Genomic DNA, 15,977 nt, shown 5'->3' on the forward strand with positions numbered 1-15,977 from the left:
ACGATGGACGATGAAGACAGGGCACGGGCTACGGCGGTACTTCTACGAGTACGCGATCTACCAGGCGATCCAGCTGGCGCGTGAGGCAACGGGGCGGACCATCTCGGTCTGGGAGGCCAGGGCCATCAGGCAGCGAATCGACGACCTTCTCGCGGAGAAGGACACGTCGGTGGCGGACCCGGAACTCGGCGTCGTGGAGATGCTGAGTGCCTTGGAGACCTCGATCCAGGAGGCCGTGCCGGGCTGCGAGCAGATCTTCGCCGAGCACACGGCGGCTGATCCGCTCCTGCAGGAGCTGCAGACGCAGTTCATGCGCGAGACGGGACTGCGTGCGACCGGGAAGGCTGTTGCCGCGTTGCCGATCAGCCCGTACGACCCGCAATGGTCGCAGCGCGCGACTGTCAAAGCCGCCGGCACAGCCCTGGTCTACCTGCCGGACGCGACGATCGAGCAGGACTGTGGCGGCCAGACCAGCCGCGCCGCGGAGCCCGGGCAGGGGGACGCGGTGCTGTGGGTCGCTGACGCCGACGGAAAGATGTCAGAGGCCGGATCCGCCATGACCGACGAGGACGCGTCGGGACTGACCGCACTACGTGAATCGATGAGCGTCGCTGAGTACCAGCACGTGCGCCAGTGGGTGCTCGACGGCGGCCGCGACCCGCGCACCGGCCGCATGGACCGGAGCCGGTTCATGTCGGCTGCTGCTGTCGAGCGTTCCGTCGCGATACTGCACGAACTGCAGAGGCAGGGTCTCGGCTACGAGGTGCGCCGCGACCAGAATCCCGGCCAGATCAAGGCGCGCGTCGCAGGAACCGGGATGGAGATCCGGCTCACCGAACCAGGCTCGCGCGAGGAGTACGCAGGTGCGCGCGTCTACGACAACGGCATGGTCGTGCGCTACTCGACCAACCACAGGCTCGACAAAGGAAGGACCGCGGTCTACTCCCCCACACCGGCAGAGGCTGTCGATCTTCTCCGCTTCGCGCAAGGCCGGGCGGTGACGCGTCAGGACCGGCCCGAGCTGCTTGCCGGCCAGCTCGGCCCCACCCATGTCGAGGCCGTCCGCAGGGGCCGAAGTGGCGACATCGAGCCGGCCGAGGTGGAAGACAGCTACCACGTCGGCAAGGAATCGATGTTCGTGGTCAAGAACTACCGTGCCCCAGGCGGGCATCAGCGCGAGGGCTCGAAAGTGATGCTTCGCCGGGAAGCAGGTGACCGCAGTCTGCCCGAGTTCTTCGTCAACGCCGAGGCTGCCGAACAGTACCTGTCGCAGGCCGTGAACACAGCGCGAGCAAACCTCCGCGCCGCGCTCGATGCGGAGGGCCTCGTCGCGGCCTTCGAACAGCAGCGAGCCGAAGGGCTGAACCTCATGGAGTTCGAGCCTCCGGAGCACTCCAGCGACCCCGAGGTCGCCGCCGTGCAACGCACTTACTGGGACGTTCTCACCGGGCACCGCGCCGAGTTGCTCCGTCCCGGGGCGACAGCCGAGATGTACGAGGAGCGTCTCGGCATGATCGGGGAGTTCCAGACATACGGGCCCGGTGTAGAACCGGATCTCGGCAACCTCGTCTACGGCGGGACGGCCGAGGAGAAGGTGCGTGCGCACGCCGACGAGCTTCTCGACGAACTCGTCGGCACCTGGGCGTCCGAGACCCGCCTGGTGGACGGCGAACTCGTTGAACAGCGCTTCGATCCGGTGCGCGTCGCCAAGTACATGACCAGCGCGAAAGGCCAGTGGTCGAACCTCGACGAGCTGGCCCAGTCGCTGCGCCGCATCGACGCCAAACCGGGCGAGATGCTCGGCTCCGGATTCCAGAGCGACCGCTTCAAGGACCGGCTCGTACAGTTCGATGTGACGACCGCGATCCCCGCGGACGCGCACGGCTCGGCGTTCCTGCGCCGCATCGGCGACAGCGTCCGGTCCAGCCTCGCACGCAACGCCACCGAGCCAGGTGAGATCCTCATCGACCACCAAGGCGTCATCGGCTGGACCGCACAGAAGATGCGGCGCGACGGCTCGACCACCTCCGTGACCGGCCAGATCGGGCAGGTCTTCGAACCCGGCGCACACGGCGAGATCCTCACCCGCTTCGCCGGCGGCGACAACGGGCTCATCGTCCCTGGCTACGAGGCGCGCATCGCGCCTCAGATGCCCGGTGAGACCAAGAGCGTCGAAGAGCGGACCCTGCTTCGGGGCTACGAACAGGCCATGACGGAGCGAATCGAGTACCAGATCGCAGGCGACCTGCTCTCGGGCCGCAGCGAGGTCGGCGAGGGTGCGTCACTCAACCGCGTCTACTCACAGCTGTACGGCACAAAGCATCCGGTCGACTTCATCGATCGCGCACTCGACACGGACTCCGGCGAACTCGATCCGTGGACATCGGCCATCCTTGCCACCGAAGCCAAACGGGTCCGCTACTCCAACGAGATCAAGGCCGGATCGACGGTCTACGCCGAACACCAGGCGGCCAAGGCCCGAGCTGATCCAGCTGACGACAACCACTTCGACGCGTGGAAACTCACCGGCGGCCGGAACATGGCAGTGCTCACCGGCCTCGACCAGAACGGGGTCGCGGCCCCTGCCGGCTACTTCGACCCAGTGATGACCGGCGGAGCGACCAATCAGGGCATCGTTCGCTACCTCACCGAAGACGCGACAGTACGCCCGGACGGCCGCATCGTCCCCGGTGACCCAGCGACAGCCAGCGGGGCACGATCGCCGCTCATGAACCGCCCCGAGCTCGAAACACTGCGCTACGACCCGTTCGACCGTCAGCAGATGACCGGCTCCACACTGATGCAGTCCTCGAAGATCACCGCAGCCACCGGTACGGCGATGATGACATTCGGCGGCTGGACGGCCGACGACCCGATTGTCATCAGCCGCGAGTTCGCCCGGACCCACCAGATCCGCGGCGCCGGCGGTGAGCTGCGCGACCTCGTTGTCGGTGACAAGCTCTCCGACCTGCACGGCAACAAAGGTGTGGTCTCACTCGTCGTCGACCGCGCCATGCCCCTCGATGCCGCCGACCGGCAGCATCTGCGGCGCGAGGTCGCATGGTTTCGCGCCAACCCGGCCCTGCACGTCGTCATGAGCCCGTTCTCGCTGATCTCGAGGCGCAACGCCGGCTCCGGACGTGAACTCATCTCCGGCGGCGCCATGGATCTGGTCTCCCCCGACGGAGAGGGGCGGCAGGGAAGCCTGGGACAGATGCGGTTCATCGTGACCCACATGGCCGTCGACGAGAAGACGAAGGTCTACGACGACGGCGCGGTCCTGTCCGGTAAGGGACGCAAAGCCTCCTCACAGCTCGCCTGGGCGCTCGGCGCTCAGGACTGCCCGGCCATCATGGAAGAGTTCTATGGCCCCAACGCCGCAGCCGAGGCCAACCTGCGCGAGTACATGCTCAGCGTCGGCATCACCATGGACGCCGACGGCACCCTGCACGTGGCCAAGCACAATGAGGGGCAGCACGTCCTGGGCCAGGAAACATCCGCTGACGGGCCCGAGCGCCGGCTGTTCGCGATGCCCGAGCTCATCCGGACCTCGAACGGTGGTCTCCACACCCTGGCGATGCGCCGATCGTTCGGTGCGCTGATCGGCGACAAGGGCGGCGACCTCGAAATCCCGTTCCCGCTGCGCTACCGCACCGGTGAGCAGACCGCAGCGGCTTCCAAGACATCGTGGAAGCTGCCGGTGCTGTCGTCCCACCTGCGCTCCGGCCAGGAGTTCGACGACGGAAGCGTGATCACCCACGACTACACCAACCGCTACCTCGACATCCACGAGTGGGCGTGCCGCTACCGGTCGATGCAGGAGAAACTCGACGCCGGATCACTGAGCCGGCCCAAACGCGAAGAACTCGTCAACGGCATGGCCGAAGCCGCGGTCCGCGCCCAGCGCAGCTTCGAGGCCATCACTGGCGACCTGGAGCAGCGAATCTTCGGAGGCAAGCACAACATCTTCAAGACCGGACTCATGTCCAGCCGGCTGGGCGATTCCGCGACGGCCGTGTGGACGGCCGACCCCCGCCTCGACATCGACCAGATCGCGCTCAGTCCGGTCATGGCCGACCAGCTTGGACTGTCCGAGGGCGATCACGCGCTCGTGTGGCGCGACCCTGTGCTGCGTGATGCCGGAGTGCGCTACCTTCGCGTCGCGGTCGACCAGCAACTCACCGGCGTGGCGATCAACCCGGTGATGGACCAGTGCTTCGACGGGGACTTCGACGGGGACGCCGTCGCCGTGGTGAAGCTGCACAGCCAGGCTGCCAGGGCCGAGGCCATGGCGAAGCTCTCGGTGCCGGCGAACCTTCTGGACACCGGAACTGTGAGCGAGCGAGGCACACACCCGTTCGCTCTGCAGGTCTCACTCGACACACAGGTCGCATTGTCGAAAGATCCCCAGCTGCGCCGTGAGCTCGACCGGCTCAGCGGCGCGGCGAACCTCATCAAGCACGGAGCACATAGCGAGGACCCACAGACGACCCGTGCCCGCCAGGACGACGTAACCAGGCAGCTGAGCAACTTCTACCGCAGCGCACAGCGCGACGAGTTCGGTACAGCGTTGTCGTTCGCCGACCTGCAGTCACACCTGAACAGTGTGCGCGACGTCTGTGTCACCACCGGCGCCAAAGGCAACTTCCAGAAGCTGACCGACTATGCCAGGTATCTCGGCGGCCGCAGTGGCCGCTCGGGCATCAGCCAAACCGATCAGGAAGCCTCGATGTTCGCCACCGCGATCAAGGCCCACGGCACCGGTCTCGGTGGCTCGTACAGTCAGCGGGCCGTCCGTGCACTACGCAACGTGGATCTGAAAGCAGTGCTCGAGGTGAACTACCCCGTCACACAGTCGATTCTGCAGGCCAAGCACGACGCGACCGAGGCCAGGCACAAGTACGAGATGCTGCAGGGCGCAGGCCGAGACCTGTGGCGTGGACGCCTCCTGGATCACCTGGGCCCAGGCAAGTGGCGGACAGTGTTCGAAGACGGCGAACCAGTCCAGGCGACCAAGGAGCAGTGGGTAGAGCAGTTCGTCGACTTCTACACAGCCAAAGACGGCTTCGGCGTCACGGTCAATCCCGAATATGTCGACCGGGTCGCCCACGCTCTCTGCGACCCCAGGACCGGGCTGGTGCGCAATCTGGAAGACGACCCTTCGCTGCAAGGAGCGCTGATGGATCGCCTGGCCTATGGCGGCACCCTCGACAACCTGATCGCCGCCGCCGCGAAACACGAGAACCTCTTCGACGGCGAGAAGAACGAACAGTTCTGCTCGACCGCCACACGGCGCTCCCGACGACTCGCCGCAGCATCGAACGACCCGGGCCTCGGGACCGAGCGGCGACCGCAGACAGTCTCCGCCGCGCTCGTCAGAAGTGACGTCGTCCCCGACAATCACGACTCCGCACAGGCACGAGGCGGTCATCGCCGCTCGGAACACGCAGTCACCGTGCCCACACAGCAAAGGCCGGGGCGTGTTCTGTCCCCGGCGTATACACCGTCGATCGCCATCGAGCAGCCGACAGCCACCGACAGCACCGCCTACGAAATGGAGGGGTGAGCAGCATGGCAGGACACGACAGCAGATCCCGCAAGACGCTACTCATCGCAGCCGAGCCGGCCCGCGAATCGGCCCACGACAGCCCCCACGGGTCGGCCCGCCAAACCGAACCCGTTGACGCCGAGTGGTGGGAAGATGGGCCCGCCGACGGCACTGGTACCGACGGCGCCGACTGGCGGGCGCGTTGGGACCGTACCCGGGACTTCTTCGCAACCAGGGCTCCACGCCGCCACGATGGGTATGCCCGTCGACGCGAACAGGAACGTCAACGGGACAGCGCAACGTCAAGCCTCACCGAACGAGACCACCTGAAGTTGCTGCACGACGACATCCGCGACGCCGGCGACAAATACATGGAGTCGCTGCGGAGATCGATGATCCTGGTGCCGGGATTCAACGACGACGAACGTTCACACAAGCTCAGCGCGATGCAACGGGTCTATGCCGAGACGATGGTGATGGCAGGCATGCGGCCACTCACCGAGGGCGTGAACGCGGCAGCCGTCGTGCGTGTGATGTCCACAATGGCGGCGATGTACATGCTGTCACCCAATTTCCGCCATGTAGTCAAGGACCGCTTCGAGCCGATCTCGGCCGCGATCCAACACCGGATCGACGCCAAGGCAGAGACAAAGATGAACTGGGCCCAGCAACAGGCCGCGCAACTGACCGCCGGGATCAGCACCACGAACCGCGATGCGGCTCCTGTCGACCCGAACGTCCTGGTCTCCAGGACATGGCAGCAGCGCTACGACGACCTGAAGTTCCGCGAGCGTGGCCACCGGGAGATGTTCACGGCGCGCTCGGCCGGGTTGACCGAAGTGGCGCTGACCGAGAACGCGTTCGCCGCGCTGCGTCAGCCTGGCGCGGACACCGAGCAGATCATCGCGAGCTACACCACGATGATCGACAGGCTGTACCGCCAGGCCGAGGAGGACGGACTGAGCCGGCAGGAGGTCGCGAAGGCCTCACACGTCGTTCTCGGAGAGCGCATCCTCGACGATCCCCGGGTACAGGTGATGGTCGACGGGCTCGCCCACGGCCAGTGGCAGATGGCGGCCCCACACGACGAACGCATCACCGGGACCGACCACGTACACAGAATCTGGCGCGGCGAGTTCGAGGACTGCACCGGCCAGACCTTCGATCCCACCCGGTACGCGGGCATCAATGGCCGCGGAGGTGTGCGCGGCGCGTTCACGCTTCGGTCCCAGATGGGCCGGACCGAACACCAGGCTCGAATGTCCCAAACCATGGCGATGACCATGTCCCAGGCAGCTGCCCACGGCGACCTGGAGGCTTTCAACCAGGACCTCGTCGGCTACATGCTCGGCTGCGTCGCCCGCGTCGAGAACATCGACGGCCAGGACATGGTCGGGGTGATGCCACAACGGCTCTACCAGTCACGCACGATGCAGGCGGCGATGGCCGCGGACGGAGTGACCGAGAAGGAACAACGGCTGCTCTACTCGAATGCCTATGCCGACGCATTGGAAGCCGTCGACGCCGCCTATCCGGAATTTGCCCGTCGCTGGGCGCAACGGTACGGGCCCGGCTGGCAGCAGTTCACCACTCACGTCGGCAACGACCCTGCCGAGGCCTACGACAGGTGGCAAGCGCAGCAAGGCACAGCAAGCGACACCTCCACGACAAGCCAGCCGGGCGCCGACAGGCCCCCGCCTGGTCCCGCAGACGAGGACGAGTACCACGCCTGAACGGAACCACCCCCACCAACAACCGCCGAGGCTGAACCAGGCATCGCGGCACCGACTACCCCAATCAGCATTTTCGACAACAGATGGAGAGCCGCAAGCATGAGCCGCCAGCATCAAGGCAACGGACTGCCCCGCCCCAGCCAGATCGCCTCCGGATTTGGCTTCGTCACTCCGAAGGACCGGGCCGAATGGGAACAGGCCCGGCAACAGCAGCAAGAAAGCGGTACCCGCTCGGCCGCGGCCGAGTTCGTGACATCGTCGATAGCTGCCGCCTCCGAGCTCGGCCGTGAAGGAATCCAGGCGAAACTGCGCGCAGCGCACCAGGTCGCCGCGCAGGAGGAACGCGATCAAACCAAGCAGGTCCGGCGGACCATCACACAGGTCGAGACCGTCGACATCCAGGAGCGAGACGGCCGAACCCTCGTGGAGGAAGGCTTCGAGTTCTGATGGGTGGACAAACGAGACCGGACCCGGCTGGCTGCGCTCGTTTGCCGGACCGGTCGACAGCAACCGGCTGACTACAGCGCGGACAGGCCAGCCTCCGCTCGTCCGCAGAGAAAGCAGGAACATGACCATCGATATGCCCGATCAGCCGCAGCGGATCTCTAAGCGAGAGTTCATCTCGCGCGTCGCCTCACGGGGAGGCTGGCCTGCCCGGACGGTCAGCTCCGTCTACGAAGACATCCTCAAAGAGCTGCTGGAAACCGTCGCTCACGGCCAAAGCGTCGCGCTCACCGGGTTCGGACGCTTCTACCTGCAGACGCACCGCGGACACAAAGTGCACTTCGGCCGTTCCGACGTCGACGACTACTCCGTGCTGAAGTTCTCCGCCTCGCGGATCGTGAACCGGCAGCTCCAGCCAAAGCAAGATGCTGATGGCGGCACCGGCATCGAGAACCTGCCCGCGAACCCAGAGTCCGCAGCTGACCCCAAGCAGGCATTCGCGAGCTCGGCATAGTCCAGGCGTGAAAAAACGGAACCCCGAGCGCAAGATTGCACTCGGGGTTCGGTGTCGGTATCAAGATCAGGGTCGCTGGTCTCAGTCGTCGGACAAGACAGCGATGACGACGAAGATGATGATGATGAGCAGCGGAATGGCCACCGACGCAATCGCTGCGACAAGGTGATCCATGTCTAGCGGTGCGTGCAGCCAGGCATTCAAACCGCCCCAGGTCTTGCTGATGCCGACCATCACCCGGGTGAAGAAGCCGGTCAGTCAGTCGACCAGGACATCTGAGCTGCAGGCCGCAACCGCGCTGATTGCCACGGTGCGGCGAGTTGTGCTGACCATCAGCCGACCTCCCCGTCGTCCTGATCGTCGTCCTCCGCGGCTACCTCGCCGACATATCGGCTCAGAAAGTCGTCGTCCAGTGGGTCGAACCCGGTTCGCCCTGTGAAGTCCTCGTAGTACTCGACCGGGTCTGTATCGCCGGGATGGCGGCGTACCTTGGCGATCGCGTTCGCGATCCACGTAAGTTCGTCAGCGCCACTCCAGTCCGGCTTCGTTCCAAGGCCGAGCGCGATCGCATCGACGATGTCGGTATCGGTCGCATCTCCTTGGGCGCCGGATCGGCGCGACGGCGGATCCTCGGGCTTCAGGACGAAGCCCACGGCCTTCATCACAAGGTCGGGAAGTCCCCCAGAGGCGTAGATCGCGCCGTACTCGTCGTCGCCTCCAGCGTCGTTGTCGAGTCCTCCGGTGAGATAGATCCAGTAGCCACCAATCGTCAGCAACGTGACGTCGGGGGTGTCCAGCGCGTCCTTGAGCTCGGTGAGGACGCGGCGCCCATATTTCTTGAGTGTCGCGAGATCGGTCATTTCGAAGGTCGGCCCTTCGGGGATGTCGCCATCGTCGTCGAGGAACTCGTCCTGAGTCTCAAGCTCGAACGAATCCCACCCGAAGGCACTTGGATCAGCGATCTCGCCCACAGCCACCGAACCGGCATCCCAGTCGAGCTTGGCGTCGGGAAGCGAGGCGACGTACGCCGTGCACATGCTTGCACCCATGACGGGCTCCTTAATCGATTGAGTCAGATAGGGGTACGAGCCGAGAGACAGGTCAGTGACCGGGGCGCGCTTCGATCAGAGGCCCGTCGCGTCTTCAACTTGTCGCCGGGATCTCGCGCACGGCTGCCTCTTCCGTGGACAGGTCGTCCACAACACACCTGCCGGAGACGTGCTCCTCAACCCACCAGCGGTGATCGCGCTCCCGGTTCGCCGGAGAGGTATAGCGCCCGGAGGTGTCACATTTCTCATCACAATGCGGACAGCCGATCCAAGCCATGGTCCCTCGCAATCAACGGTGCTGCCGTGGGCAGGACGACGATCGCGGTACGCGCACGACGCGCAAAGTGACCTGGCGGAGTTCAGTCCCTGTGACGGCAGCACCAGATGACGCCTAGCCAGCCGCGGGTGTGCTTGCCGCCGATCACGGCCTCAGTTGCCAGCGCTGCAGATCCGGGTTCCACTCGGCATCGGTGACGAGACGATTGAGGTCCTCGGTTGCCTGAGGGTGGTCGGGGTCGCAGCGGACCCAGTAGCCTTCCACGCTCGGGTCGCCGTAGACGTACCAGCCGAGCTCTCGGCATTCAGCCTTGCCGGGCCATTCACCGGACCATGCCTGGTCACCGCAGTCGTGGCTCTGCCGGCCGAACATGGCACAGTAGAGGCGTTGGTTTCCTGTACTGAGACATTGAGCGACATGACAGTCTTCGTGGTGCGGCTGGCCGGCTACAGCCGTGCAAGCAGGGCAGGGTCGCGGTTTGTCAGTCATGGTTGCCTCGGTTCGCGGCGCGAGTCGGGGATCGACGCGAAGCGGCTGCCCGGCAGCGAGTGCGCCGAGAGTGCGGGGCTCTGCGCCACTCGGATGGTGGTACCGATCCGGACTTGGCGGGCACTGGTCTGTCCGGCCGAGCGGAGTGCTGGTCCTGTAGGTGCCACTGCCTGCGAACCATTTCAGCCGGCCACCGCAATGCTGGCAGACCGGCCCGATGCGGCACGTGTGTTCGTCGTGGGCACGGACGGCGGCCACGAACTCGCGCAGCAACTCGATGCCGGTATCGTCAGACGCTTCCCATGCACGGCGGGAGTAGGGCTCATCGTGTTCGACACGGTCGCGTTCGGCGACCCATTCGTCGAACCGGCCGAGCAGGCTGCTGAAGGTGGTCACAGGACGACCTCCAAGGCGGGTTCGTCGCAACTGCTCGAGTAGTTCGGCGATGCCGTTCCAGGCAAGGGAGCGATCTTTGTATCGACGGTGCGCAGGTAGAACCCGACCGCGCGCGCGTCATGGCGTTTGTGGTCCACCAGTACGGCGAGCTCCTCGCGGGCCGGCAGGTGCGGCACCACCCAGACTGAGCTGTTCGAGTTGAGCGACCACACCTGGCCTGTGCGCTCGATCCACTCGGACTCAGGCTGTGTGGACTCCGGGACGTGCTGCCCTGTCAACTCGTTGGTGTCCTTCGGATTGGTGAGTGTCCGGCCGGTCGGGGCGTACTCACGCCAGGTCACGTCGGCACCTGGTTCCAACGGCTTTGGCGTGAAGATCTTCGCGCTCTTCGTTGGACGCCACTTCCAGGGTTTGTCCGCAGCACTGACCCAGGTCGGCGTGCGGAGCGAGGGTGACGTGTGCTGCGAGAACGACTTGAAACCGTGCACGTCGGCCATGTGAGCCTCGAACAGCGCAGGCTCGGCGAACTCCAACGGCAGTCCTTCTGGCGCACAGCTTGTAGTTGTGTTTCCTTTGTCCACTTGAACTTTTTGGCACGACGCCCTGAAATCTTTGCGCGCGCTCACGCCGACACCGATTGGTGCTCGTCCAGCCAAGCCGACAGCGCGTTGCGGAGCTCGGCGATCTGATCGGGGTCCAGAAGAATGCTGCGCCCGGCGCCGGTGGTGCGCTGTTCCACCGCGACGACCAGGCCGTGCTGGGGAAGGTTGGCGTACTGCTGCTGGACGCGGATCTGCTCAGCCGCCTGGACGATTACGACTATTGGTTTGGTCATGGGTCAGCTCGCTCTCTGCAACTGGGTGGGGTGCGGCCGCCGAGGATCTCAGCGACGATGAATGGGTCCCGGACGAACTCGGTCAGCTGGCCGGCCTTCTTGCGCAGGACAGCGCCGAACCCGGGTGTCGTGGTTGTTGGCTGCAACGATGTCGGTCACCTCGATCGACTCGCGCCGCTCGGAGCCGGTCCTGGGCATGGATGGAGCCGGGGAGCACGAGTGCGTTGCCGGAAAACCACATGCCGGCGGCAGCCCGCGTCATGCAGACTCCGCAGGCTGCAACAATGCCTGCGGAGGGGCTGGCGGCTGCTGGTACTGCACGGGCGAGATGGACGAAACGAAGTGCGGTTACCTCCATGTCAGGTGCCGATGCCCGCGGCCTACTCGGGAATCGAAGTCGCGCGCGCTCGGAGGGATTTGAACCTCCAGGGTTCCGATTGCTTCTGCTTCCATGTCATGTTGTTCAGTACTTTGCGCGGCGGCGTTGCAGCCGCCAGCGATACAGCGGGCCCGGAACGCGGTTCGACTTCCGTTTGTTGTGCCGGTGGCAGAGCAGCTGTCCGTTCCACAGCTCGGTCGGACCGCCGCGGCTCCAAGGGACGACGTGGTCTGCCTGCGTGCCCTGTGCCGGGCAGCGGCGCCAAAAAGGTGGCTTGTGCTCGCAGCGGCCGTTGGCCTGGCGGATCAGCAGCTGCTTCTCGGGCCAGCTGTAGAACCTCATCGGGTCTCGGCGGCGTCGTTCGTGACCGGTGATGGCGGCGAGGACCAAGATCCCGAACGCTGCGATCGCCAGACAGATAATCAGGCGGTCGGTTCGCATCGCGCTCAGTGCAGGTCGTTGCTGAAGGCGACGACCGCACGCGCCACGGCCAGGACGCCCTGCCATCCGCTGGCCGAGGGGTCGTCGGTAAGCCGGCGGATCTCGCTTCCTCGGGAGACGTGGATACCGCGCGCGTCGTCGTGGATCTCGATCATCGCGTAGGGCTCGTCGAACCCGGTGACGAGCACGGAGATATCCAGGCCGGGTACGAGGCCGGACTCGCGCAGGCCGTAGACGACCTGTGCGACGACGGTGACGAACTCACGATGCCGGTGGAGCGGTAGGTGGTCGTCAGTGAATGTCTCGGGATCTACAAGGGGCTCGCCGGTCGGCGAGCCGCCGGCCCCGCCGAGGGCACAGCTGAGTCTCTCGTCGGACAAGGAAACCCCGGGATGGAGCTCCTCGACGGAAGTCATGCGGCGTTCACAATGCGGGTCGGTAACCCGAGCCTCATCGGCGGCTTCGGTCAGGCTCCCCGCCTCGACGACTGTCACGATGCGGGCCTCGTCCAGGCGCAAGCGGGTCCCGCGGGGATCACGGCACTCAGCGCCCGGATCCAGTTCAGAGATGACGCGATACTTGGGCATGGACGGGCCTGCTTCCAGGTCGGTGTCAGAAGTCGATGGACTGTTGTCGTGTCCGGCGCAGTACCACCGAGATGGCGGCACGGGGCTTCTCGTCGTTCTGCCGGTCCTCTTGGTCGCGGGTGTCGACGGTCTCGAAGGCACCGCGCGGCAAGAGGTAGCCGTCCTTCGACGGCACGGCGTCGCGCACACGGAACTGCAAGGAGGTCTCCAGCTCCCAGGCATCGATCGACTGCAGGCCGTCGCGGTCGAAGAGGTCGACCTGGCCGGAGATCACATCAGTGTCCCCGTCGTCCCAGGTGATGTGGGCCTCCACGTAGGGGGTGAAGGTCTCGTTCCGCTTGATGTTCAGGTCGCCGATGACGTCGGCGAACACCTCGCCCAGGCTGAGCTCGAAGGCGATCGCGCGTAGGTGGTCGAAGTTCACGTCATACCTGCGGGAGAAGTCGACGACCGTGGCCACCTGCGTTTCGTCGATCCCAGGCACCTGGTCGCGCAGGTACTCCGCTACGGTCTCGGCGTCCGGGTAGGCGAAGCGCAGCTGGTAGTGGAAGCGACCGGGGCGGTTGAGCATGTAGTCGTTGACGCGGCGCAACTCGTTGACCGAGAGCACGTACAGGCGCTTCGTAGTACTGAGCCCGTCGAACAAGCTCAGGAACTGGTTCTGTGCCTCGTTCTCACCCTCATTCGGGAAGACCTTCTCGAATTCGTCAAAGACGACAACGGTCTCGCCGAGTTCGTCGAGGAACGACGCGAGGCCAGGTGTGGCGTGCTGAACGAGCACGGTGGGCAAGCTCCGCTCATCGCGCATCCGCTCGGCGATCATCCGGACCATCAGGCTCTTACCCATGCCCTTGTCGCCGGAGAGGATGACGCCCAGCGACCGGTTCATCGCCGAGTAGCCGCTGGCGATCCGGCGGACTCGTTCCGCATGGCTCCCGTAGATGGCCTCCTCCCCCGATGCCAGGGGCTCGACGCGATGCAGGGTGTAGCCGCTCAGCTCCGAGAAGGCAATCGTGTAGGTAGCGACTGGCAGTCGCTCAAAGGTCTTCACGGCGTCGCCGTACAGGCGGTATGCACCGCCGGAGGCGACGATCGTGGAAGCAGGCATGAAGAGCTCTCGCTTTCGCAGGATGTGTGAGTAGTTGAGGGCTGGTGCACTCAGCAGTGGTTGCTCAGTCCGGCAACCCCAATGCCCTCGCGTGTCATCGGCCACCTCGTGGTCGGCAGGGCATGTCAGGCGACGACAGCTCATCGCAGACGTCCAGCTCCGCTTCTTGTCGTGTACGCCGGAGGGGCGCATCCGGCCGAATCGCTGGGCTCGCTTTGTAACCTGTCGGGCCGGCAGGACGGAACCGACCGACAGCGACAGTCTCGTCAGCTCCGTGTATCCGGCCGCAAGGACAGTCGCGCTTGGTATCGCGATTTCCACTGCGCCTTCCGTTGCCGTGCTCCCGTCCGCAGGGGCACTTCTTCCACCTGTAGTCCGGGAGGAGTTCGGCCGTGACCTCGGTATTGCTGGTGTCCACGGGGTGCTCCTCTGACTGGGCCGACCGGCCCAACCTGTATCGGCTGGTCGCGCCGGCGGCGATCCTCTGTGGGATCCAGCAGCTCAGGGCTGTCCGAGCTCTGTTCCGCTCCCGGCGACACGCTGTATCAAGGTGAAAGCCCTAGGTGTTCCGGCCGCGGCACGGCTGGTGTTACGGTCCTACAGCTAAGACTCGGACCGAGAGCTGAGATCTGGCTGCGGCGCCCCCGGACGGCCCGTAGCTGGAGTTGAGGGCAGGGATCATGCCCATCTCGTTGTGAAAGCGACCTTGCTGCGCACGGCCACGACACCCCATTGCCTGTCCGGGCGGCCCAGATGGGATAGCCATGTCTCGCACTCTCGGTCGCACCGCTCGCCTTCGCGTCTCGTACACGCAGGAGCCCAAGTGGCCGGCCGCCCGGAACATCGCCCGTGACGGTTCACACGGTCTCGATGTCTGCACCCCTCAGCAACGCGCGCTCAGGTTCTTCCTCGGCATGCTCTTCTTCAACCAGGGCGACCAGATCGCCTCCGGGCAGGGAGACCTGGCGGCCTGTTCCAGCTGCGAGATCCTCCGCGAGAACATCGTCATCTCCCCCTGGCATGACGAACTGGTGCTGCTGAGCGACATCCACCGGCACCTCATCCAGAAGATCCTGCCCAGAGGCGCCGCCGGCTCAGCGTCAGGAATCCCTGGCCTGCGCTGCTACGAAGCAGACGAGTACGGCCGGTGGTACCGGTTCCTGCATCTACCCACTGGCGGGCTCCTCCGCCTTCAAGGCACTCAGACGTCCAAGGAGGCCTACATTGCTCCGAGTGCCGCCAGCGACAGCTACCGCTGGCCACAATGCCGGAGCGCCAGCCAGGTGAGCCAGCCGTTGACACCCGGCGAGGCGAAGATCGCGGCAGCAATGCCAGCGGCCGACCCAGACCTGCAGACGCTGATCGCGGGCATCGTGGTGCGGCTGACTAGCCAACATCCCCGCGGAGACTGGGCTCTGGGCTCCCTGCTGCGGGACCCACTACAGCGAGGCCGTTCGGGCTCCTTCCGCCGGCTACGGCGCACCTTGTGGAAGACGAATGGACGGTGGAACCTCGCGTTCAACGGCCCCATCCCGGCCGAGGACATCGCATCAGCGCTCACCGATCCGGGCATCGGTATACCCAGCGCCTACGTCAGCGATTCATCGGGTTCTACGGCCGTGACCCTTGGATCAGCAACCTTGCACATCCGGAAGTTCCCCCCGTCAGACAAAGACCATCACTGGCTACCGCCAGCGGGCGTGACCACCAGCGCAACCCATCGAGAACGGAACGCCGACATGGACCTGGCTAGCCACATCTACGAAAGCACGCCTGACATCGTGACTGGGACCGAACTGTCGCCGAACGAGGTGTACAACAAGACCTTCCTGGCGACGCCGGCGGCGCTGCTGATCGGACAGGTGTGCACGGTGCTCCGGACTTCGCTGTTCAGCGATCGCTCTCGACAGTGGATGGACACGTGGCAAACGACAACAGACATCGCACGACTCGAGTGGATCAATGGTCCGGAACTGCCTGACGTCGTCACGCGACTAGCCGCCAAGGACTACAGCGACGGCGAATTCGGGGGCGTCCCCGGGCTCCGCATCGAAAGATGTGGTGAGGATCAGGCGGAGATGGTCTGGTACGGCGAAGTAGAGCCGGTGATACTTCATCTGTCGCGCATCACGTCACGCTGAGCCCCGCGGGCTGAGCAAAGCGGGCGCCCCCCTGAA

14 protein-coding genes are annotated in these 15,977 nt (G+C 65.3%); 6 read left to right on the forward strand and 8 right to left on the reverse strand.

Features of this window, described 5'->3' with window-relative positions; translation table 11 throughout:
* Positions 1–10: 10 nt before the first annotated feature.
* From F1D05_RS09600 to F1D05_RS09615, 4 genes are all read left to right on the forward strand, one after another.
* Positions 11–5,566, forward strand: a complete 5,556-nt coding sequence (locus tag F1D05_RS09600; RefSeq protein WP_185446962.1) for a hypothetical protein — start codon at positions 11–13, stop codon at positions 5,564–5,566.
* Positions 5,567–5,571: 5 nt separating this feature from the next.
* Positions 5,572–7,281 carry a hypothetical protein gene (locus F1D05_RS09605; protein WP_185446964.1) on the forward strand — a complete coding sequence of 570 codons (1,710 nt, stop codon included), beginning with the start codon at positions 5,572–5,574 and terminating at the stop codon, positions 7,279–7,281.
* Positions 7,282–7,380: 99 nt separating this feature from the next.
* Entirely contained in the window at positions 7,381–7,728 is a 348-nt protein-coding gene (locus tag F1D05_RS09610; protein ID WP_185446965.1) for a hypothetical protein, read from the forward strand.
* Between the two features lie 121 nt (positions 7,729–7,849).
* A complete protein-coding gene (locus F1D05_RS09615) occupies positions 7,850–8,239 on the forward strand; it encodes an HU family DNA-binding protein (protein WP_206686137.1) in 390 nt (129 codons plus the stop codon).
* 81 nt (positions 8,240–8,320) lie between these two features.
* On the opposite strand, the gene F1D05_RS09620 is transcribed toward F1D05_RS09615, so the two are convergent.
* From F1D05_RS09620 to F1D05_RS09630, 3 genes are all read right to left on the reverse strand, one after another.
* Complete coding sequence (locus tag F1D05_RS09620) at positions 8,321–8,473, reverse strand: hypothetical protein (RefSeq protein WP_185446967.1); 153 nt, start codon at positions 8,471–8,473, stop codon at positions 8,321–8,323.
* Between the two features lie 98 nt (positions 8,474–8,571).
* The gene (locus tag F1D05_RS09625) at positions 8,572–9,288 is read right to left on the reverse strand and encodes a hypothetical protein (RefSeq protein WP_185446969.1); all 717 of its coding nucleotides are present in this window, start codon (positions 9,286–9,288) and stop codon (positions 8,572–8,574) included.
* Between the two features lie 421 nt (positions 9,289–9,709).
* Positions 9,710–9,937: a hypothetical protein gene (locus F1D05_RS09630; RefSeq protein ID WP_185446971.1), complete on the reverse strand. Its 228-nt coding sequence runs from the start codon at positions 9,935–9,937 to the stop codon at positions 9,710–9,712.
* 45 nt (positions 9,938–9,982) lie between these two features.
* Here F1D05_RS09630 and F1D05_RS09635 point away from each other — a divergent pair, with 45 nt between their 5' ends.
* On the forward strand, positions 9,983–10,492 hold the full coding sequence (locus F1D05_RS09635) for a hypothetical protein (protein ID WP_185446973.1): 510 nt from the start codon (positions 9,983–9,985) through the stop codon (positions 10,490–10,492).
* Here F1D05_RS09635 and F1D05_RS09640 read toward each other — a convergent pair.
* The 5 genes from F1D05_RS09640 to F1D05_RS09660 form a co-directional block, all read right to left on the reverse strand.
* Positions 10,447–10,983, reverse strand: a complete 537-nt coding sequence (locus tag F1D05_RS09640) for a hypothetical protein (RefSeq protein ID WP_185446974.1) — start codon at positions 10,981–10,983, stop codon at positions 10,447–10,449. The two genes, F1D05_RS09635 and F1D05_RS09640, sit on opposite strands and share 46 nt — an antisense overlap.
* An 89-nt stretch (positions 10,984–11,072) precedes the next feature.
* Positions 11,073–11,285 carry a hypothetical protein gene (locus tag F1D05_RS09645; protein WP_185446976.1) on the reverse strand — a complete coding sequence of 71 codons (213 nt, stop codon included), beginning with the start codon at positions 11,283–11,285 and terminating at the stop codon, positions 11,073–11,075.
* A gap of 463 nt (positions 11,286–11,748) precedes the next feature.
* Positions 11,749–12,105 (reverse strand): HNH endonuclease, encoded by a 357-nt coding sequence (locus F1D05_RS09650; protein ID WP_185446978.1) that lies wholly within the window; start codon positions 12,103–12,105, stop codon positions 11,749–11,751.
* A gap of 5 nt (positions 12,106–12,110) precedes the next feature.
* Positions 12,111–12,692: a hypothetical protein gene (locus tag F1D05_RS09655; protein WP_185446979.1), complete on the reverse strand. Its 582-nt coding sequence runs from the start codon at positions 12,690–12,692 to the stop codon at positions 12,111–12,113.
* A 25-nt stretch (positions 12,693–12,717) separates the two neighbouring features.
* Positions 12,718–13,800, reverse strand: a complete 1,083-nt coding sequence (locus F1D05_RS09660; protein WP_185446981.1) for an AAA family ATPase — start codon at positions 13,798–13,800, stop codon at positions 12,718–12,720.
* A 764-nt stretch (positions 13,801–14,564) separates the two neighbouring features.
* Here F1D05_RS09660 and F1D05_RS09665 point away from each other — a divergent pair.
* Positions 14,565–15,941: a hypothetical protein gene (locus F1D05_RS09665; RefSeq protein ID WP_185446983.1), complete on the forward strand. Its 1,377-nt coding sequence runs from the start codon at positions 14,565–14,567 to the stop codon at positions 15,939–15,941.
* Positions 15,942–15,977 lie beyond the last annotated feature (36 nt).

The sequence above is a fragment of the Kribbella qitaiheensis genome (assembly GCF_014217565.1).
Taxonomy (GTDB): domain Bacteria; phylum Actinomycetota; class Actinomycetes; order Propionibacteriales; family Kribbellaceae; genus Kribbella; species Kribbella qitaiheensis_A.

Bases quoted from the DNA above. Each gene is read 5' to 3' on its own strand.
- F1D05_RS09650 (WP_185446978.1), bottom strand. From the start codon at position 12,105: ATGCGAACCGACCGCCTGATTATCTGTCTGGCGATCGCAGCGTTCGGG.
- F1D05_RS09665 (WP_185446983.1), top strand. From the start codon at position 14,565: ATGTCTCGCACTCTCGGTCGCACCGCTCGCCTTCGCGTCTCGTACACG.
- F1D05_RS09605 (WP_185446964.1), top strand. From the start codon at position 5,572: ATGGCAGGACACGACAGCAGATCCCGCAAGACGCTACTCATCGCAGCC.
- F1D05_RS09630 (WP_185446971.1), bottom strand. From the start codon at position 9,937: ATGTTCGGCCGGCAGAGCCACGACTGCGGTGACCAGGCATGGTCCGGT.
- F1D05_RS09610 (WP_185446965.1), top strand. From the start codon at position 7,381: ATGAGCCGCCAGCATCAAGGCAACGGACTGCCCCGCCCCAGCCAGATC.
- F1D05_RS09660 (WP_185446981.1), bottom strand. From the start codon at position 13,800: ATGCCTGCTTCCACGATCGTCGCCTCCGGCGGTGCATACCGCCTGTAC.
- F1D05_RS09620 (WP_185446967.1), bottom strand. From the start codon at position 8,473: ATGGTCGGCATCAGCAAGACCTGGGGCGGTTTGAATGCCTGGCTGCAC.
- F1D05_RS09635 (WP_185446973.1), top strand. From the start codon at position 9,983: ATGACAGTCTTCGTGGTGCGGCTGGCCGGCTACAGCCGTGCAAGCAGG.
- F1D05_RS09615 (WP_206686137.1), top strand. From the start codon at position 7,850: ATGACCATCGATATGCCCGATCAGCCGCAGCGGATCTCTAAGCGAGAG.
- F1D05_RS09655 (WP_185446979.1), bottom strand. From the start codon at position 12,692: ATGCCCAAGTATCGCGTCATCTCTGAACTGGATCCGGGCGCTGAGTGC.
- F1D05_RS09645 (WP_185446976.1), bottom strand. From the start codon at position 11,285: ATGACCAAACCAATAGTCGTAATCGTCCAGGCGGCTGAGCAGATCCGC.
- F1D05_RS09600 (WP_185446962.1), top strand. From the start codon at position 11: ATGAAGACAGGGCACGGGCTACGGCGGTACTTCTACGAGTACGCGATC.
- F1D05_RS09625 (WP_185446969.1), bottom strand. From the start codon at position 9,288: ATGGGTGCAAGCATGTGCACGGCGTACGTCGCCTCGCTTCCCGACGCC.